Annotated in this window: 16 protein-coding genes; all 16 read right to left on the minus strand. The window is 58.5% G+C overall.

The features are described 5' to 3' along the window. The coding region (locus CUC44_RS20700; protein WP_157812815.1) for an AAA family ATPase at positions 1-1,396 on the minus strand (1,396 nt) is incomplete at its 3' end. A 20-nt stretch (positions 1,397-1,416) separates the two neighbouring features. Continuing rightward, a complete protein-coding gene (gene icmH / locus CUC44_RS20705) occupies positions 1,417-2,196 on the minus strand; it encodes a type IVB secretion system protein IcmH/DotU (RefSeq protein WP_167388977.1) in 780 nt (259 codons plus the stop codon). Between the two features lie 22 nt (positions 2,197-2,218). After that, complete coding sequence (tssK, locus tag CUC44_RS20710) at positions 2,219-3,553, minus strand: type VI secretion system baseplate subunit TssK (protein ID WP_100861737.1); 1,335 nt, start codon at positions 3,551-3,553, stop codon at positions 2,219-2,221. A 2-nt stretch (positions 3,554-3,555) separates the two neighbouring features. After that, positions 3,556-4,071, minus strand: coding sequence for a type VI secretion system lipoprotein TssJ (tssJ, locus tag CUC44_RS20715; RefSeq protein WP_100861738.1), 516 nt, complete (start codon positions 4,069-4,071; stop codon positions 3,556-3,558). Next, a complete protein-coding gene (gene tagH, locus CUC44_RS20720) occupies positions 4,071-5,306 on the minus strand; it encodes a type VI secretion system-associated FHA domain protein TagH (RefSeq protein WP_100861748.1) in 1,236 nt (411 codons plus the stop codon). The genes tssJ and tagH overlap by 1 nt, the downstream gene beginning before the upstream one ends. 26 nt (positions 5,307-5,332) lie before the next feature. Beyond that, the gene (gene tssG / locus CUC44_RS20725; protein ID WP_100861739.1) at positions 5,333-6,331 is read right to left on the minus strand and encodes a type VI secretion system baseplate subunit TssG; all 999 of its coding nucleotides are present in this window, start codon (positions 6,329-6,331) and stop codon (positions 5,333-5,335) included. Further along, complete coding sequence (gene tssF / locus CUC44_RS20730) at positions 6,295-8,061, minus strand: type VI secretion system baseplate subunit TssF (protein ID WP_100861740.1); 1,767 nt, start codon at positions 8,059-8,061, stop codon at positions 6,295-6,297. Before tssF ends, tssG begins: the two co-directional genes overlap by 37 nt. Before the next feature lie 3 nt (positions 8,062-8,064). Further along, entirely contained in the window at positions 8,065-8,496 is a 432-nt protein-coding gene (gene tssE, locus CUC44_RS20735) for a type VI secretion system baseplate subunit TssE (protein ID WP_100861741.1), read from the minus strand. Between the two features lie 6 nt (positions 8,497-8,502). Then, on the minus strand, positions 8,503-9,981 hold the full coding sequence (tssC, locus tag CUC44_RS20740) for a type VI secretion system contractile sheath large subunit (RefSeq protein WP_100861742.1): 1,479 nt from the start codon (positions 9,979-9,981) through the stop codon (positions 8,503-8,505). Between the two features lie 36 nt (positions 9,982-10,017). Beyond that, a complete protein-coding gene (gene tssB / locus CUC44_RS20745; protein WP_100861743.1) occupies positions 10,018-10,521 on the minus strand; it encodes a type VI secretion system contractile sheath small subunit in 504 nt (167 codons plus the stop codon). Positions 10,522-11,181: 660 nt separating this feature from the next. Beyond that, the gene (locus CUC44_RS20750; RefSeq protein WP_244166813.1) at positions 11,182-12,528 is read right to left on the minus strand and encodes a tetratricopeptide repeat protein; all 1,347 of its coding nucleotides are present in this window, start codon (positions 12,526-12,528) and stop codon (positions 11,182-11,184) included. A 567-nt stretch (positions 12,529-13,095) separates the two neighbouring features. Then, the gene (locus CUC44_RS21060; RefSeq protein ID WP_157812816.1) at positions 13,096-13,374 is read right to left on the minus strand and encodes a hypothetical protein; all 279 of its coding nucleotides are present in this window, start codon (positions 13,372-13,374) and stop codon (positions 13,096-13,098) included. A 331-nt stretch (positions 13,375-13,705) separates the two neighbouring features. Continuing rightward, entirely contained in the window at positions 13,706-13,924 is a 219-nt protein-coding gene (locus tag CUC44_RS20755; protein ID WP_100861745.1) for a hypothetical protein, read from the minus strand. A gap of 1 nt (position 13,925) precedes the next feature. After that, entirely contained in the window at positions 13,926-18,785 is a 4,860-nt protein-coding gene (locus CUC44_RS20760; RefSeq protein ID WP_244166814.1) for an RHS repeat-associated core domain-containing protein, read from the minus strand. Beyond that, a complete protein-coding gene (locus CUC44_RS20765; RefSeq protein WP_100861746.1) occupies positions 18,782-19,513 on the minus strand; it encodes a DUF4123 domain-containing protein in 732 nt (243 codons plus the stop codon). The genes CUC44_RS20760 and CUC44_RS20765 overlap by 4 nt, the downstream gene beginning before the upstream one ends. Beyond that, a partial coding sequence (locus CUC44_RS20770) for a bacteriophage T4 gp5 trimerisation domain-containing protein (protein WP_425266333.1) occupies positions 19,503-20,152 on the minus strand: 650 nt, incomplete at its 5' end. The genes CUC44_RS20770 and CUC44_RS20765, both read right to left, overlap by 11 nt.

Raw genomic sequence — 20,152 nt, forward strand, 5'->3', positions numbered from 1 at the left:
ACTCGGCGAGGCGCTCCTCGTTGTCACCCAGGCCTATCAAACGCTGGCGCTCCAGCTGACGGATCTCCAGCTCCCGCTGGCGCAGCTCGTTTTGCAGATGGCTGACGGCGCGCGGCGGCGTGGTGAGGTTGATGGCCACCCGGGCACAGGCGGTGTCGAGCACGTCGATGGCCTTGTCCGGCAGCTGGCGACCCGAGATGTAACGGGCGGAGAGCTGGGCGGCGGCTTGCAGCGCCTCCTCGTCGATGAGCACCCCGTGGGCCCGCTCATAGATGCTGCGCAGGCCCCGCAGGATGACGGTGGCCTCCTCGGCATTGGGTTCCCCCACCTTCACCAGTTGGAAGCGACGGGACAGGGCGGCGTCTTTTTCCACGTATTTCTTGTACTCGCCCCAGGTGGTGGCGGCTATGGTGCGCAGCTCACCCCGGGCCAGGGCGGGTTTGATCAGGTTGGAGACGTCCAGACCACCGGCCTGGTTGCCCGCCCCTATCAGGGTATGGGCCTCGTCGATGAAGAGGATGACGGGTCGCACCGCGTCCTTGACCTCCTGCATCACTCCCTTGAAGCGCTTCTCGAACTCCCCCTTGACCGAGGCCCCGGCCTGCATGGCGCCGAGATCCAGCGTCATCAGCTCCACTTCACGCAATTTTTCAGGCACCTGACCCACCACCATGCGCAGGGCCAGCCCCTCGATGAGGGCGCTCTTGCCCACACCAGCCTCCCCCACGACTATGGGGTTGTTCTTGCGGCGACGGGAGAGGATGTCGATCATCAGATCGATCTCGTGATCCCGGCAGAGCACAGGATCCAGGGTGCCCTGACGGGCCTGCTCGGTCACGTTGACGGTGAAGCGGGCCAGCAGGCTGGCATCGGCAGGCAATGCAGCCTGGGTGGCGTTGCCGTTGCTGGAGACGGTCACTTGCGTCTCGGCCGATTCCTTCACCCACTCATCGAACTGCTGGCGCAGCAGCTCCCGATTGACGTTGGCCAGGAGGCGAGTTACCGAGCCAGGCAGGTAGCGCTGGGGGGTCATCAAGAGCACCAGCAACATGACGCCGCTGCGCAGTTGGCCGTGCTGCAGCTCGGCGGACGCCAGCAGCCAGCTGTCTTGCAGCCACTCCACCAGGAGCGGCGAGAAGGAGGGGTAGCCCTGTCCATAGCCGCTGTCGGCAGACGAGGGCTGCAGCAGGGTGCGCAGCTCCTCCACGTCCACCTCGGCCCGTTTGAGGATCTGGCGCACATCGGACAGCGGGGTGTCCAGCATCTTCAGCAGCAGGTGCTCGATGCGGATCTCGGCCCCCTGATGGTTGACGCAGAGGGCCGCAGCCTCCTCCAGCATGTGACGACAGATGGGATTGAGTCTTTCCACCAGTACCGGTAGCTCTATACGAATCAAGGCGTGCTCTCCTCAGGATATTATTTTAGTAATTCGCCCAGTTGACGCAGAACGTCCTGGGTCTGGTTATTGAGTTGGTGGTGATAGAGGCCAAAGATGATGGCCAGCACCACGGCCCCGCCCATGAACAGGCTGCGCAGGGATACTTGCTTGCGCAGCTGATAGCGGGAGGCCTGCTGACCGAGGTCCAGGTGAAACACGCTGGGCGCCTCACCGCTCGCCTCGGGAGACAACTGTTTGTGCAACTGTTTGACGATGCGCTCGAACTCCCCCTGCCCCTTGCTCATCACCTTGTAGCGTCCCTCGAAACCGAGACACAGACACAGGTAGATGAACTCCAGGATGTCCCGATAGCGCACCGGGTCTTCCTGCAGGCGAGCAAGCAGCACGAACACCTTTTCCCCGCCCCAGGTCTCGTTGTGGAAACGGGTCAGCAAGGAGTGCTCAGACCATTCGCTCTGGCTGCCCCAGTCACGGCCCATCACGGCCTCGTCGATGAAGGTACAGAGGATGTAGCGAAACGAGAGCACGACGCCGTTCTCGTAACCCTGGGCTATCAGCTCCTGCTCGATGGCCTGGATCTCGGTCACCACCCGCTGGTAGAGCTCGGGTACCCGGTCGTAGCGCGACAGCAGGCGCACCCGCTGCACCAGACCGAGCAAGGGGGTCACGGCGTCGATCATGGGATTGATGCTCTGGCCCCGCAGGCGGAACCAGTAGTCCGAGTCCATGTCCAGCTGCTCGGCATGATCGAACAGCAGGTCGCTGAGTTGCTCGTTCTTGAGAATGTCCGTGGTCATCTGTGCTTATTCCTTGATGAGTTCACTGGCTGCGAATGGCCCAGAGCTGCATATCGAGCTCCGGGAAGTCGCCGGCGATGTGGAAGGCGAGCGTGTTGCCCACCGCCAGCATCTGCCAGGCCGGGCTCTGCCTGTCGAGCTGGAAGTAGCTGTAACCGGCGTGATAGGGCAGCTGGCGCGGGGCCACCGGCAGCGGCAACAGCGGAATGCCGGGCAGTTGCAGGCTGATGAGCTCGCGGATCTTGTCGCTCGACGCCACCTTGGTCTGTTGCAGCAGTTGCTTGCGCAGCTGCTCCTGGGGCATGCGGGCACGCACCGCCAGCACGAAATCGGCGCTTTGCATCAGCTCGCTCTCCCCCACCACGGCCACCATGACGCCATACTGGTGCTTGCGCAGCTGGATGGAGACGGCCCGCGGCGACAGCACAGTGCTAAGGGCCTGACGCAGGGCCAGCATCACAGGCTCGAAGCTTTGCTGCTGATCGTCGTGCCGATAGGCGGCAAACTCGGGCGGCAGGCGGGACTCATCGGTGAAGGTCATCAGCTCGCCGCAGATCTGCACCAGGGCCTCGTGCAGCCGCTCCGGGTGCAGGGTGCCGAGGCGCGCGAGATGGGAGAGCTGGGGCTGGGCCCGGTTGAGCAGTTGCAGCATCATGAACTCCGCCACGTCGGCGACCCCTTGCTGGCCCGGCGCCGCGATGCGCTGGGAGAGGCTGCGGGCCCGCTCGGCCACAAGGCCGGCGGACTCACCGAGGAAGCGTTTCAGAGTCGGGATGGCGGAGACGCTGATGCTGCAGGGCATGAAGTTGGGATCCAGCACCAGACCGCCGTCCGGGCGCTTGTCCAGGATGCGGGCGATGGCGAGCGACGCATAGGCGCTGCGATCGTCACGCTCCAGCATCAGCCGCAGGCTGACCCGACCCACCTCGAGGGAGACCACGTCTCCCCCTTCGCTGTGCAGATCACGTATATCGTGACGATGGGCCTGCAGCCGGGTGGCCACCTGGCCCCCCTGATTGACCTCGTTGACCCCGCTCACCGAGAGGGGCAGTGCCAGATAGACCTTCTGGTTCGCCACCGAGGCGTCGGTGACCTCCAGCGGGGTCGGCAGCACATCGTCGTTCGGGATATTGAAGACGGTGCCGTCCGGCAAGATGCCGGTGGCCCCCACCAGGGCGATGCGGCCAAAGCCGAGGTAGTCCTCGTTGATGGCGAGGGACTGGAGCCCGTAGAAATAGTCAGACAAGGCGCTCAGCCGAGCGTGCAGCGCGTAATCCGAATGCCTTTGCTGTTGCTGGAAGTGCTGGGGCTTGATGAAGAGCCCCTCACGCCAGATAACCCGATTTCGACTCGACATGGTTATTCTTCTTCTTGTTGTAGTTCCACTTCATCCAGACGCAGATGAACCAGAATTTGATAGGCACTGCCCGTGCTCTTGACCTTGATGACCTTGCGCCATTCGGCGCTGTCCGGATCGGCGTAGCGGGCGATCACCCCGATGTAACGGGTCTTCTCGTCGAGCTTGATGGGGGGTAGATACTTGAACTGCCCCGGCAGCAATGTGTAGTCCTGATGGTCCAGGTAGTTCTTGCCAAGCGCCTTCTCCACATCCTCGGTTACCTGGTCGTAGTCGGTGGCGAGCAGCTTGGAATCCTCTGCCAGCAGCAGCACCTGGAACTCGACGGGGGCCGCCTCCCCGCTCTCGTTGGGATTGACGTCCGGCTCCGCCACCAGGCTCAGGCCCAGAGTGGAGGGCTGATCATCCTTGCTGCCCACCTGGATGTCCGGGTTCATGGCCACGTCGGCCATCTTGCCCATGGTGGTACAACCTGCCAGGGCCAGCAGAGCGGCCCCCAGCATCAGCGCACGTGTCATCAAATCAGTCCCTGTTGCTGACGCACGGCCTGGTCATAGGCCTGGGCATACACCTGATGGAACAGCTTGTCGAAGCCCTGCTGACGAGCAGAGGTCAGCTCGCGGTAGTAGTGCTGGTACATGTTCCAGGCCCAACCCTCGTCCGCGGCCCCCGGGGTGCCGGTGCGGCGGTAATGCTCGAAACGGCCGACCAGGGCATCCGGCGAGAAGGCTTGCAAGATGCTGTCAAGGGCCGCGCCTATGGCCTGCTGGTTCGCCACATGGTGAATGCGCACGTTGCGCAGGCTCTCGGCCACCGCCGCCGGCGCCGTCAGGTGCACCGGGCTCTTCTGCTCGGCGAACATCACCGCCAGGGTCTCGTCATAACCGAGCCCCAGGCGCAGCGGGTTGTCCTCGATGGGACGCAGGTGTTTGTCCGCCAGCGCAGCCTGATCGCTTTGCAGCTGCAGCAGCCCTTCCACCATGGCGCGTACCGTTTTACCCATCTCTTCAAGCATGTCGTGGGCCTGCTGGGTGTCCTGCATCTGCAGCGGCTGGCCCAGGCCACGCATCAGCGGGGTCAGGGCCACGTGATCGACCCCCTCCAGTGGCGGCAGATAATCCGGGTGATTCTCGATGGCGGGCATATCCAGAAATTCTTGGTTCATGGTGTTCTCGATGGCAGAAAAGGGGGACAGGGACGGATGTTCCATATCCGGTTGTGAGGGGAATTCGGCCTGGCGACGGGGATCCACCAGGGGAGTCAGCGCTGAGCGCTCGTGCTGCAGCGCCAGCAGGGGATCGAGCGCCAGGGCATGGGGATCCTCCTCGCGGGCGGCGGGCTCATCGCTCGCCAGCCACTCGTCCAGCTGCTCGGAGGGGCGATTGCCCAGCACCTGCTGCAGGCTCTGCTCCGGGGTGATAGCGCCGAGATAGGCCTTGAGCCGGAACGGGCCGACGATGAGCTCATCCCCCTGCTCCAGGTGCACCTTGCGCGCCCGCCCTATGGGGGAAGTGGCACCATTGATGTAGGTCTGGCCGCTCAGATCGCACAGGCAGAAGCGACCGTCCTGCAGCTCTATCCGGGCGTGAGCCGGCATGACGGCCCCCAGTCGATCCCGCAGATGCCAGTCGTCCTGCTCGGAGGCGCCAAGGGTCCCTCCCATCTCGCCGAAGCCGTATTGCACCTGCTGGTTGCCATCGAGCTGCTCGCTGTTGAGCACCACCAGGGAAAGTTGCTGGTTTAGGTCGTTCACATTCACTCCTGCTCTCATTCCTGCACCTATTCCTGAACACAAATGGTCACAAACGGGTCACTCGGCGGTGCGCCGAGGAAAGTACTCCACCCCAGCCGTGCACTCTGCTCCTCACCGAGCCTCAGCCCCCTGGCCTGCTCCTGGCCAAAGCCAAGGCGCAGATCCCAGGCCAGCTGGTCACGCAGGATGAAGGAGACAAAGGTCACCAGGGCGTGGAAGTGCTCTCCGTTCGGGAGAAACCCGAGAAACTGCCCAAAACTCAGGTTGTTGATCTTCAATAGAAATTTTCCGGCGCAGTCATTGACCTTGTCGCCGATGACGAAATCCCCTCCCAGGGTGGCGCAAGCGCGGCCCAGCCGGTTTTGCTGATCCTGATGGATGGGCACCCGCCGCCACTGCCAGGCACTCACCTCCACTTCCGCCAGATCGAAGCAATGAGCCACCAGGCCCGCCACCACCTCGGGGGAGCGGCTGGGGCTCGCGAGGAGCCCTGCATAGGAGAGCATCTTGGCCCGGTTCACCGGCAGGCTGCGGCAGACCGCCTCGTTGCCGAGCCCCACCAGGGCAAACATCAGGCGGGAGAAGCCATCCTCGCCGTTGTCCTGAAAACGCACGTGATAGCGGTACTTGCGCCAGATCCGGTGCAGCAGGGTCAACAGCCTGTGATGGAAGAAATCCAGGAACAGGCCGAGCTTCTGCTCCCCTTGCGCGTACTCCCATGCCAGGGAGTCGAGGTAGTAACCCGGCATGGGGGACTGACTGCCGTGCAGACCGAGGAAGGCCACCTCCAGCTCGTGGCGCCCCTTGTCATCGCGGCCAATCTGCAGCACGTCGCTGGTGGGGAAACCCAGGGAGGCGGTCGCCTTGAAGCGGATCCCCTCGTCACTGGGCAGGTAGTCGAGCCCCCGCTCCTGATCGGCGCCATCCAGCCGGTTGAGCAGCTCAACCAGCTGAAAGAAGTTGAACCGGGGCGCCTCCTTGGCTGCGCTCACATCAGGGAGTGCTGACCGATCTGGACTGGCCACTGGTAACGCTCCTTGTTGTCGAGATTGACCACCTCAAGCAGGTGGAAGGCATTGACGCTGGCATACAGCGAGAAGAAGTGGGCCAGCACGGTACTGAACAGGTAGAGCTCCCCCTCGCTGCCAAAGGCGGATTGACGAACATGCAGCACGGATTTGAGCCCCCGCACCGGCATGCCGCGCACCAGGCGGTCCACCGGTGTCGTCTCGATCTGCTCTATCCCTCCCAGCCGCTTGCGCGAGGCCTGCTCCGCCTGCTTGTCGTGCAGGGCCGGGAAGTCATAGGTACGCAGCACCTGCACCAGGGCATCCCGACGCAGCAAGGAGACATAGTTCAGGGACAGGTTGGAAATGAGGGTCCAGTGCAGGCTGCCGTCGAGGGCCGGGCGCAGCGGCCGGGTCGGCCTGATCAGATTGCGGAAGGTGGCGAACGAGGGAGAACTGCCGGTCGGCACGCAGATGTTGCCCACCTTGAGGGTGGCGGCCCGGGAGCGGTTGGTGCAGGTCAGGGTGACAGAGATGGATTCATCCAGTTCCACTGTTGTGGTCTCGTCCCCACGCACGAAGGAGAGGCTGTGCTCGAAACCGTCCCCGCTCACCGATTCACGCACCCGCACCCGGTAGTAGAGCGCCAGCCGCTGTTTGGCCCGCTCTATCTGGTGCTGGAAACTCTCGAACGGTTGATAGATGCGCGGCGTGCCGCGGGAGCGACCGAGATTGCCCTCCACCCAGCCTTCCACCTCGTCCACCGAGAAGATCTCGAAGCTGTCTGCGTGGCGATAACTCGCCTTGAGGGGATATTCCGCCTGGCGGCCATTGAGGTTGACCGGCTCGCTGTCGTGCTGGAACAGGTTGATGGCCGGCACGCAGTTGAGCATGAAGGAGTCGGGCCGAATCTTGAGTTCCGCAGGCAGCGGCTTGTCGAAACAAAAATGGATCTTGAACTCGCTCACCGGCAGCGGCTGTTTGGGCCAATCGCCACCGCTGAGCTCGAAGAAGAGGAAACTCTCCGGGAAGCAGAAATACTCCTGCAGTATGCGATAGCCGGAGTAGACGTTGTTCGGATAGGGCAGGAGCGCGTCGTCGCGCTCGAAGCCGATGGGCTTGAGGGCCTTGGCCTCCTGACGAAAGCGCTTGCCGTCTATCTCCAATTCGATGTGGGAGAGCTGGTTGGAGAGCCAGAAGTAGAGCTCATAGGCGGTATAACTGTCCCCGCCGAGGAAGAAGCGCAGCTTGTCTAGCTGCAGTTCGCTGAGCGGCAAGGGGGCATGCAGGGTGATATCCAGGGAGATGGTGGAGAGATCGTTGCCACTCTGGGCCGCGATGTGGCGGATATCAGCCGGGTAGATCCAGGCGTCGTGGCTGGTCTGGAAGTGACAGGTCACCTCGTCGATGGGCAGGCTGTCGAGCTGACAGCCCTGCTTCACCAGCGCCGGCTGGGTGATGGCCCCGGGGATGACCGAGAACTGCATGATGGTCATGCTGGGCACGGGGCGCAGGTAGTTGGGCCAGAGCATATTGAGCAGACCGTGGGTCAGCTCGGGGAACTCATCCTCGATCTTGGCGCGCAGGTTGCCGGTGAGAAACGCGAAGCCTTCCAGCAGGCGTTCCACGTCCGGATCCGTGTTTTGCTCAGACAAGAAACGGGTGAGTTCGGGATAGGCATCGGCAAATTCGCGCCCTTGCAGGCGCAAAAAAGCCAGTTCATCCCTGAAGTAATGTTCCAGCGACATTGATCAGACCATGCGGTAGTGACGGTGACTGTCCATGTGGACGTTGAACGAGGTAACCTGTTCGATGTGCTCCAGCCTCACGTGGGCCGTCACCTGAAACGACATCTCGAGCGGGCTCGCCTGAGCGTCGGGTGAACGGACTTCCACATGAACTATCCGCGGTTCATACCGACGGATGCACTGCCGGATCGCCTCACGGATCCGCCCCTTGATGTCGGCACTGCCCTGAGTGGCGTCATTGAGATCGATGACGCCCAGATCCGGGGCACTGCGACAATTGCCGGGACGGGTGTTGAGGATCTGATCGAGCTGCCGTTTGACAGAGTCCACCAGTTCATCAACTTCCGAGCGGGGGGAAGGGTGAAGCCCCTCCCCCCGGATCCGGTCAAACAGGCTGGCCGCATTTCCTCTATCCCAAGAAGAGAGAGACGGCATCGGCCATTATTCCTTGTCCAGACGACCCACCAGGGACAGCTCGAAGCTGGCGCCCATGTACTTGAAGTGCGGGCGTACGGCCATGGCGACCTGATACCAGCCCGGTTCCCCTTCCACGTCCAGCACCTTGATCTGGGCGGCACGCAGCGGACGGCGGCTACGCACGTCTGCCGGCGGGTTCTCCTGATCGGCCACGTACTGCTTGATCCAGCCGTTCAGCTCACGCTCCAGATCCTGACGCTCCTTCCAGGAGCCGATCTGCTCGCGCTGCAGCACCTTGATGTAGTGTGCCAGGCGATTGATGATGAACATGTAGGGCAGCTGGGTACCCAGCTTGTAGTTGGTCTCCGCTTCCTTGCCTTCCTTGGTGTTCGGGAACACCTTGGGCTTTTGCACCGAGTTGGCAGAGAAGAAGGCCGCATTGTCACTGTCTTTGCGCATGGTCAGGGTGATGAAACCCTCTTCGGACAGCTCGTATTCACGACGGTCGGTGATCAGCACCTCGGTCGGGATCTTGGCCTGCAGCTGGCCCATGGCCTCGTACACGTGCACAGGCAGGTCCTGGATGGCGCCGCCGCTCTGCGGACCAATGATGTTCGGGCACCAGCGGTACTTGGCAAAGCTGTCGGTCAGGGAAGTCCCCATCAGGTAAGCGGTGTTGCCCCACAGGTAGTGGTCATGATCCGAGCTGATATCTTCCTGATAGTTGAAGCCCTTGATGGGGTTCTCGGTCGGATCGTAGGGCAGACGGGCCAGGAAACGCGGCGCGGTCAGCCCCAGGTAGCGGGCATCTTCCGATTCGCGCAGGGAGCGCCATTTGGTGTAGGCCGGGCCTTCGAACACCGACTTGAGATCCTTGATGGACGGCAGATCGGTGAAGCTGTCCACACCGAAGAAGGCCGGTGCGACCGAGGAGATGAAGGGGGCATGGGCCATGGCGCCGACCGCACTGACATACTGCATCAGCTTGATGTCGGGGGAGCTGTGGGTGAAGGCATAGTCGCCGATCACGGTGCCGATGGGTTGACCACCAAACTGGCCATAACCAGTGGAATAGACGTGTTTATAGAGACCAGACTGGGTGATTTCAGGGGAAAACTCGAAATCTTCCAGCAGTTCCTCTTTGGTCGCATGCAGCACCTGGATCTTGATGTTCTCGCGAAAATCGGTGCGATCCACCAAGAGTTTGAGGGAGCGCCAGGAGGACTCCAGCTCCTGCACCTCTTTGGCGTGCAGGATGACGTCCATCTGCTTGCTCAGCTTCTTGTCGAGCTCGACAATCATGCTGTCCACCAGCGCCTTGTTGACCGGCTCAGCAGTGGTGCCACTGTCCAGAATATTCGCGATAAGGGCGGCCACGCCCTGCTTGGCGACGCTGTAACCCTCGTCAACCGGAGTAATGCGCGCCTGCGCCATGATTTCGTCCAGCAAGGACGAGGAGGCAGCACTCGCCCCCGCTTGAACCTGTTCTTCGACCTGAGACATATTTTTTCCTTATCAATCAGTCAATAAATCTGCAGATCACTCGGCAGGCTTGATCAGATCCAGCTCCTTGAGCAGTTGCTCACGAGCCTCGTCACTGGACAGCAGATCCTGCAAACGATTGCGGAAGGACGGGATATTTCCCAAGGGTCCTTTCAGGGCAACCAGGGCCTCACGCAGTTCCAGCAGCTTGCGCAGCTCGGGCACTTGCTGGGCAACGCTGTCGGGAGTGAAGTCTTCCAGGGACTGGATCTTGATCGACACCGGCAAGTCGTCCTGGCTGTTCTCTTCCAGGCGATTGGGAACGGAAAACTTCAGTTCCAGTGCAGATTCTTTCATGACAGAGGAAAAATTATTCTTGTCGATGGAGACGGTCTGACGCTCCTCGATAGGGGTCTCTTCCGTGCGTCCTTTCATGTTGCCAACCACCATCATGGTCAACGGAAGCTCTATTTCCGCCTGCTGACCACCGGTTGCCGGTACATATTTGATATTAATACGCTCTTTAGGCGCAACAGTGGCGCCATCAATTCCTTTTCCCATGCTCTAAATACCAAGTTAAGGATCCATGAAGACCCTAAAGCTTATAGCCAACGCCCATACCGACAACTGTAAAAAATGACAGTTGACGTGTTAAACCCGGTTTCAGGTGAATGAACGCTAGCCGACGAGGCATTTTTGATATGTATCAAGCCGAGGCGTTGATAATCAAAAACGCAATATGCTGCTTGTTACTTATACAACCGATTCTGCCTCTACTCTTTGTTAGAGGTCTTTTTGGCTTAAGAGCCATTTGCGACAAATGGTATATTTATGGTTCTCTTGACGTCAATATAAAAATATTTAAAAAGCATTAAAGCACTATCAATGTGAAAATAAACATCAACAAAATCAATAAGATAGGCATTATCTGGCGCTAAGTGGGAAATATCTGAAATTGGATTTCACTGTGAAATGATGATGCCTGGCGTGCAAAAAGATTAATGAATTTGTCATCAAGCCAGTGGAAAGTATTAATACTTGGCAACTGAGTGATGATGCCAGAAAAGTGATAGTCCCTCTCTCACGCGAAACAGTCATATAAGATGCACGATAAAATACCGCCATGAAGCGCAAAAAAATATCCCATGGCATTCATCATCATGCCATGGGATTTTTCCATCTAATATGAACTCTAACAGTGTTTAATCATCTTGCTGAGCACTAGGTATTGTCCTGCATCTTCTCCGATAGCTGACCCTTCTCCAGCTTGATGAACCAGTGCTGGGCCAGTTTTTGGCCAGAGGCTTTCTCTTGCTTGGTCATCCCTTTTTCCAGCTCATTGCCTGCATCAGTCGCATCCTTGTTTCCGTCGGTCGCGGCGAGCAGATACCATGCATAAGCATGCAAGCGATTGCGAGGCGCGCCCCAGCCTCGCTCACGCATGGTGCCCATGCGATATTGTGCCTGCCGATAATTGGCATTGGCCGCCAGCCGATACTGCTTGAGCGCCTGAACATAGTCCGCCTCCCCGCCCAGCCCCAACCGCAGCATCTCGCCATAGGCATAGTGGGCCTCGACGTTGCCCTGCAGCGCCGCCGAGGCGAGGCTCTGGCGTGCCGCTACCAGCTCACCCCGCCCTTGTTGCAATTTGGCCAGCGCAAGTTGTGCCTGGCTCACTCCGCCTTTGGCCGCCAGAGTCAACCAATGCTCTCGCGCTGCCGGATCGCTCTGTTGCAGGCTCAGCTGATATTCAGCCTCGTGAGAGCCATGGCTCGCAGCCAGCTCCAACCAGTAACGACCGAGGGCGAGATCCTGAGCCACCACCTCCCCTCCTAGATAGGCTTGCCCCAACCACAGCTGGGCCTGGGGAGCACCGGCATCGGCGGCGCGCTGATACAAGGGGACGGCCTCGGCGCCCCTCGCCCGGCTGGCCAGGAGCAGCAAGGCATCCGGTTGTTGCTGGGCTGCAGCCTTCTCATACCAGCGCAAGGCGAGATCGGCGCGCTTGGCGACTCCCTTTCCTTGCTCATAACGCAGGCCAAGCCGATATTGCGCCTCGCGGTTACCCTGCTCGGCCGCCTTCTCCAGCCACTCGATGGCATCGGCGTCGGCACCGGGTTGCTTGGCATACCACTCTCCCAACACCAGCTGAGCATCCGCATGGTCGCGTTTGGCCGCCTGCTCGAACCAGTCGAGACACTCATCGACCAGCTTGCCCTGATGTTGTTGCCGGCACGCCAACCCCAGCTGATAGCTCGCATCAGGGTTCCCAAGCTTGGCCGAGCGTTGCCACCAATCCTGGGCCAGCTTTGGATTCTTGGGCTCACCGAGACCAGTCTGATACCAACGCCCCACCTGCAGCGCAGCTTTTCCCCGAATATCCGTATCTGCCGCCAGTGGTCCTGATTGATCCGCAGCCTGCTTCATCCAACGCATCGCCTCGGGATAGTCCGGTTTGGCCGCCAAGCGATTGGCCAGTTCATACTGCGCCTTGCCCTGACCCTGTTGGGCGGCTTGAGCAAGTTCGGACTCTGTGAGTGATGTAGTTGTGGTGCAGGCAATCAACATGTTCGATACTAATATCGGTAATAAAGCACGGTATGCCATCAATAATATCCACAGTTTTAAATAATAGATCGGTGATTGGGTAGAAAACTAGGCATGGTTATATTTACACTACCCCTCTTAAAAACCATGTATTTTGTAAAAATAAACAACATATCTAAATGCCATAGGTGGAATATAAACAGCATAATCTATGGAGGTAATGTAACTCTATTGCTGTCTACCCAACCTTCTTCCATTATAGTCGACAACGTCTTATAAGGGATCACAAGAACCCCTCCATAAGTAAATATAAGATTTATCCGCACAATTACTGACATGAAACATCCCTTCATCAGAAAATTTATTTCAGTAGGGATTTTGCCCGTGTCATAGAAAACACTAACCCCATAAGAAAAACATATCCATGCTGGCTATGAATTCAGTTAGGTAGCAGCAAAAAAATAAACGCACTTCATTACTTATGAGCAATCATATAAACCAGTTTAAAAACAACCTAAATATATAAAAAGTATTTTATATATGACAACAATGTTAAAGCTCGTTCTCAAAACGTTATTGCAACTGTATTCAGTAAGCTGGAGAAAGTCGCCTTCCAATAATAAAATTTTCTAGATCAACTTCAAAAAACCAATCTTGGAAATTATCAACCAAGTTACTATAAGTACCTACGATTGCGACTCCACTTGCAGAACCAGGATGTATAGATATATATTCATATACTATATCTTCAGCAAGGGGGGCTATCTTACCTAGTTCAAACCCATACATATTGTAGGCTGTAGCATTGAGGCTATTACCCCTTCCATACTCCATTACAACTATTAACTCATACTTATTTGAATACACACCATATCCTGTAGTGGGATAATATATCCTGACCAACGAGTCGTCGACATTCCACTTAGTATATTTAAAGTCCCTATCGTTAATAACTTCAACCATAAATATTTTACTACTAAAACCTGTAAAGAGTTAATTTTCAGGTTAACTCCCTAGGCAATATAAAACCCAACTAAGTAGAGCACCAGAAAATATTAAAGGCATTATTGTATAGTTCTGAATTACTATTCAGAGGTATTTTCTAAAATTGATATGGATGTGTCATTTTATATACTGTAACACATCCAGATTCTGCCGAAAGTCCCATTACTAGATTGCACTACAATTAGCCATTACTTTATCCATATCTGTACATAAGTTCGTCTATGAGTTCTTTCTCTAAGTTTGTAAATTGCTTTAAATTAAACTCATCCATGTGTACAAGAATTGCTTTTATAGGTATGGCTCGTTTAGTATCTAAAACCATCTGGATCAACTTTATTGCCTCAGGGTCAATGCCTAGCAAATGATTTTCTATCATTTTTTTTGTTTCTGCTCTCAACGTCAAAATATCCATTTTATTTCCCCGGCAGTATATCTATTTCATCTACTTTTATAAATATGTCTTCACCATCGTTTGGCACCAACTGTCTAGCCCCCCCCTTACCATATTGTGGATATGCTTCAGTGAACGGTTCTAAATCAGGACCTTCACCGCCATGGCTATTAGGGACCTTGACTTTAAGTTTACCGGATTCATCAAACAATTGTAACGTATCAAACTTTATCCTAAGTCGCCCATCACTCCATGACCCTGTAGTATCACTAGACGTAACATGCTTCGGCGCCTTTATTTGGAAGGCCTCAGTGACCTGATCACCAGTATTAAATTTATCAAAACCGAAATATGAAAGCCGTACTTCACCAGTATCCATTGCTTTTTGAGCAAATCTATTTACAGAACCATCATCATTAAGATATCTCATATATCGATATCCGGTGCTTGGCAATGTCGATGCAGGGCCACTTGGGCCAACATAAAAGTCAGGTTTACTCGCACCAACGCTCGGCGGCGCTTCCATCCCCTCCTGATACTTTTGTTGAACAACATCACTATTATCCGGGCACTGCCCCGGCACATTGCTTAACCCCAGCGGATCCACCCAGCCGGTGGGGTTGGGAGCGTACTGGTAGTTATTGAGCCCACCGGCCAAGCCTATCGGGTCGGGGGTGATAAATCTACCCGTGTCCGGCTGGTAATAACGGTGACGGTTATAGTGCAGCCCGGTCTCGGCATCGTAATATTGCCCCTGGAAACGCAGGGGGGTTTCGACCTCCGCCAGCTCCTGTTTCCAGACGTTGCCATAGGCGCGATAGCGTACCTGCCAGGCGGTGTGGCCGTCGTGATGGGTCAGGGCCAGAGGGGTACCCAGATGATCCAGCTGATAGTGATAAACCTCGGCCTGCTCCCCCTCTCCTTCCAGCTGTACCAAGGGTTTGAAACTGCCCGGCTCGTAGATGAAGCTGCGATAAACGCCGTCGCTGCGACTCTCGGCGATGAGGTTGTTGGCCTGCCATAGGAACTCGATCACCTGCTCGTCCGCACCGCTCGTCACCGTCTTGCGAATACGGCGACCGAAGGCATCGTAGTCGTAACGCACTCGGCGGCCATCCGGCAGCTCGGTGCCGATCAACTGATGCTGGCAGTCATATTCATAGCGGGTGAGCAGCCGTTGCCCCTTGCCACGGCGCTCGGCAGCCAGTCGGCCGAATTCGTCGTAGTCAAAATGCCGATCTCCGCTAAAGAGCAGTCGGTTACCTTGAGTGCGCGCCGCCTCGAAGGAAGTGCCCTGGGTCTGGCTCAGCAGGTTACCGGCCGGATCATGCATGAAGCACTCTGTCAGCTCGCCACGCACCTCCAGCAGCCTGTCCAGCGGGTCATAGCGATAGTGCTGCTCTCCTCGTGGATTGCCCGTTGCCACCTGGGCGCTGTCATCAATTTGCAGCAGATTGCCCGAGCGGTCGTACCCGTAGCGCCGCTCGCGGGCGACCTGCTGGCCGCGTTGCAGGCGTAGTGCACTCAGGCGGCCCTGCTCGTCATATTCATACTGCTGGGTCAGCGCCCCTTGGCGGCGGCGCATCTCGAGACCCGCCGCAATCTGGTGGTGCGTCAGCTCAGTGCCGTTGAGATCCACGCCACACAGGGCGCCATTCTGATACTGGTAGTCGAGGCGATTGCCATCCGGCAGCCGCCAGTGCGCAAGCTGCCCCATGACATCGTGCTGGAAGTAGCTGGAAGCCCACCCCTGATGCTCGGCAGTGAGGTTGCCGCCCTTGTCATATTCAAAGGCCAGCGGCCAGACACCGTCATCAACCCGGATCAGCTGGCCATAGGTGTCATAGGCAAACTGGATCTCACGGCCATCCGGCAGCTGTTTGCTGAGCAGTCGCCCCATGGCATCTCGCTCATAGCGGGTGACCAGCTCGGTCTCTTCCTTGCCGTACTCCACCTTCTCGCAAAGATGACCACTCAGATCGTAGCGATAGGCGATGGTGCGCCCGTCAAAACCCGTCTCCTGGGCCACCAAGCCATTGGGGTGATACTGGATGCGGTGCTGCTCGCCGTGCTCGTTCTCAATCTCGCTCAGGAACAGTTTGGCGTTGTCGTAGCGATACTTGAGCTCGCTGCCATCGGGATTGATGCGCCGGCTGAGCAGGTGCAGACGGTCGTGATACTCATAACGGGTCTCGCGGCCCAGCGCGTCCCACTCGGCCGTCACCTTGCCATAGGGGTTGTACTCGAAGCGACGGGTATCGCCGCCGGGCAGATGCACGGCCTGCAGGCGATCGGCTCCATCCCACTCGTAACGGGTGATGGTACCACGGGGATCCCGGCGCAGGATCTGGCGGCCCCGCTCGTCATAGCGCCAGCGAGTGAGGCCACCATCGGCCCCCTTCTCCTCGATAAGCTGGCCGAGGCGGTTCCAGACCAGTTCGATGCGACTGCCGTCGGGCTGTGCCACCCAGCTGAGCTTGCCTTGCGCCGTATAGCCGTAACGGGTCTGGTGACCGAGGGGATCCACTCTGGCGGTGACATCCCCCTGTTCGTTGCGCTCGAAGCGCCACTCCCGCTTCCCTTGCACCACCTTGCGAACCCGGCCATCCCAGTAGCCGTAGGCGGTTTCACTGCCATCTGGCGCAATTTCCAGCGATAATAACCCCGCATCGTCATAGTGATAACGTGTTTCCCCTCCTAGGGCATCGCGGGCCAGCACCTTCTGACCCCGGTCGTTGTAGTCAAATTCAGTGATTGCACCGTCCGGATCCTGCTGGCGCACCAGACGGGCATTGCTGTCATGCTGATAAACTTCAATGCTACCGTCGGCATTGTTAACCGTCACCTCCCCCTTGTCGTCATCCCAGCCGTAACTGACATCGAAGCGGGCGACGTCGCTCCAGTGGCGAATGGCGCGGGCCTTATTTCCCTCCCCTTCCCACTCCCAGAAGAAGCTGGCGCCACCGGCGAGAGTACGCTCTAGGATCACCCCATCGGACCGGTAGCGGTAGCGTTCTTGCTCACCCACTCCGTTCTCGGCGGCAACAAGCCGGCCCACCTCGTCGTAGTGATAGCGTTGCAGGGTCGATTGTGGCTGCCAGTGCAGGCCATCGAACTGCTGCAACTCGAGGGCGCAGAGGCGATCCCCCTGATAGACGAGGCGCAGGGCCAACCCCCCCTCGTTTTCCAGCCAGCAGGGGCGCCCCTGCTCATCGGCGCGTACCGTCAGTCGGTTGCCGTAAGCATCGGAGAGCGCGGTCAGACGCCCCTCGCTCCCCTGCCAGCGGAAATGCAGGAAAGGCGACCCCGCCTTGGCCAGGATCACCTCATCGTCTGTGTCGCCGAGATAGACGGCCGCCGCCGACAACCGGTTGGTCGCCATGGGCATCCTGCCGGACGGCAGCGGCAGCTCGATAGCAAGGGATTCATCATCCCACCAGGTCAGGGTCTCGCCGTGGCGCTCGAGTCGGTGGGCCAGGGAGTGACTCCAGCCAGCCCCCATGCCGCAGTCCAACGCCACCGCCGAGGTGCGGTAGAGACGGCCGAAGGTGAAGGGCAGCATGCCAGGCAGTTGGGCATCCTCCAGTGCCAGCAACTCTTCCCCCGTTACCATGGAAACGGGGCAACCATTGGTACAGGTCTGGGCTTCCGGCTGATGCGCCTGATCCGATGGCGTCCTGCCCTGCTTGGAGGCATCCGGGGTATTGTTGACCTGCTTGATCTCGGTATGAGCCTCGAACCTGCGTTTGGCGGCAATTCCCTGCACGACCTCGGTCATGACACCGCTATCCACAAGCTTGAGATCCGCCTTCTTGGCCGGATTGAGGGGGGCGACGCCGGCCACCAGCACCTTCTTGGCGCTCTGGGCATGCTGAACCAGATTGTGCTTCTTGGACATGGATATCAGGCTGGTCACAAGCACAACCATGCGAGCCTGCTTTTTGGCGGCGCCAGCCGCTTTTACGCTGTATCGCACCGCCAACCCGGCCCCCCCGGTCAACACCACGCCGACGATGACGTCGATAAGCACGGTGGCGATCACCTGGGTACCGAACTCGGTCTGCTCATCCGGCGGCAGCAACTTGACCCAGCTCACCAGGGCGTAAGCGTAGAGATAGAGCAGGGCCTCATCCTGCAGCACCAGCATGGCGGCCTCCATCTCGGAGGCTCCCGCCTTGGCCATGGCGGCGGCATCAACCCCGAACTCAGCCAGCTTCTTGGCATTGCCCACCGGATCGGCCAGCAGATCGTAAATGGTCTTGAGATCGTCCCAGACCCCGACCAGGGCCTTGCCGATACCGCTGGCTGCGGCGAGGGAATGCGCCCCAAAACCGCCCCCGTTCATGGTGTAGCGGGCCCAGGCGGCCTTGTGTTCGCTTCCCCACTCCTTGGTGAGCCAGTCGATGAGATCCTGTTGCACGGGGGCATAGGAGGCAAAGAGTCCGTCCAGATCTGCCTTCTTCACATTGGGATAGAAGGTGACTCGATAGGATTTTCCGGGGACAAGTTTGCCCACCTCGGCGATGCCCTTGGCATCTAGGGTTCCTTCCTTGGCCACGGACTCGCTAACGAAGCTCCCGCGATCCATTTTGCCCGCTTCCACCTTGTAGGGGGTATTGCCGATGGGGATGAAACGCACCGATTCGAACAGGTGCACCAGCCGCAAGGTGCCACTCAGCGGGCACTGGGTGACGACGGACTGCGCCTTCTTGCTGTTTGATGAGGCAGTGATCTTCTTGTCACCCACCTTGATGGTCTGCTCCATGTCCATGCTGAGCAGATCACCCAAGAAGAAGCTCTCGGCATCCTTGCGGTACTCTTTCAGGGCATTGCGATAATCGGCGATCACCTGATTGAAGACGGTCTGACCGGCGTTGCTCATGCTTGAACCTCTTGCAGTAGCGCAGCTTCCAGCGCCGGGAATAATTCGGAGTCACTCAAGGGATTGCGCGCGACGAAGCGGGCAACCTTGAGCCGTAGATTGGCCTCGGGAAAGGACCAGTAGAGCTGACCATTCTGATCCGCAAGCTGCTGCATCAGGTTATTGATGAGGGGACCGGGGTCCTGCTTTGCCAGGCTGGTCGCCAGCGCTTCAGGCAGGCTCCACCAGGGGAAAGTCCGCGGCGCCTTGGCCTCGGACTCTGTCCAATGAAAGCCATGTCCAGCGACCCAGAGCCCGTTCAGCTCGGGCAACAGGGCAGTGAAGCCATCCCCCAGCTGCTCTGCGATGGACACCAGATAGGCGCCATCCCAGTGACGAAAGAACACCGCTTCCCCCTGATGCCACACCTGGGTCAACCCCTGCAGATGGCCATAGAGGGTCGCCATGGGCTGCGCCGTCGACAGTATGCATCCCCAGTCACGCGCCTCCGTCGTTGCCGCCCATTCGATGAAGGGACTACCTTGCTCGAGCTCGACCAGATAGGGCATGACGGGGTGCCAGTCTTCATAAGGGGTGCCGAGATAGAGCCCGCGGGGGGTGTGGCGGCCATCCAGCCGGTAATAGTGCTGCAAGGGAGCTGCATCGCTCGCTCCTGCCAGCACGGCATAGAGAGGGCGCTGCTCACAGGCAGTGATCCACTCGCTCAGAGACGTGGCCTCAGATCTCACAAGCTCCCTCCTTGCACTTCTCGCACTCTTCGCAGAAAGGTGCCGCACTCTTCATGGTGGCGAGCTGAGCCGGGCTCAGCGGCACCTTGGGTGCGGGAGGGACTGTGACCCCCTGGGGGTTGATGGGGGACTTCCCTGCCCAGCCGGAGCCTGATCCCGCGCTGCCGCCGGAGTTCATCTTGATGGTGGGACCGACCAGGGTTACGCCGCCGCCATCGACCTTGACGAAGCAACCACCGACCTTGACGGTGATTTCAGAACCCGCCTCCAGCACCACCTTGGCGCCGGCCTTGACGTGCACTTCCTGCCCTGCCTGGGTGAGCCAGCTTTGACCGAGTTTTTGATGCATGGACGCATCGACTGTGAGCGAATAGTCACTCTTGATCTGATCCCGCTTCTCGCCGTTTACCGTGAGGTGATCATTGGCCTTGATCCGGGTCACCCGCTCGTTGTCGATGTCCCTGTGTTCGTCGTGCTTGATGTGCCAGGCCGCATCGTTCTCGATGAGCAGGTTCAGGTCTTTCTGACCGTGGATATAGATCTCTTCCTTGCCCGCCTGATCTTCGAATCTCAGTTCGTTGAACCCCTCCCCCTGATGGGTCTCGGTGCGCAGCACGGTGCGAGTCTTGTTGGCCGGCA

The sequence above is a fragment of the Aeromonas lusitana genome, from assembly GCF_002812985.1.
GTDB classification, from domain to species: Bacteria; Pseudomonadota; Gammaproteobacteria; order Enterobacterales; family Aeromonadaceae; genus Aeromonas; species Aeromonas lusitana.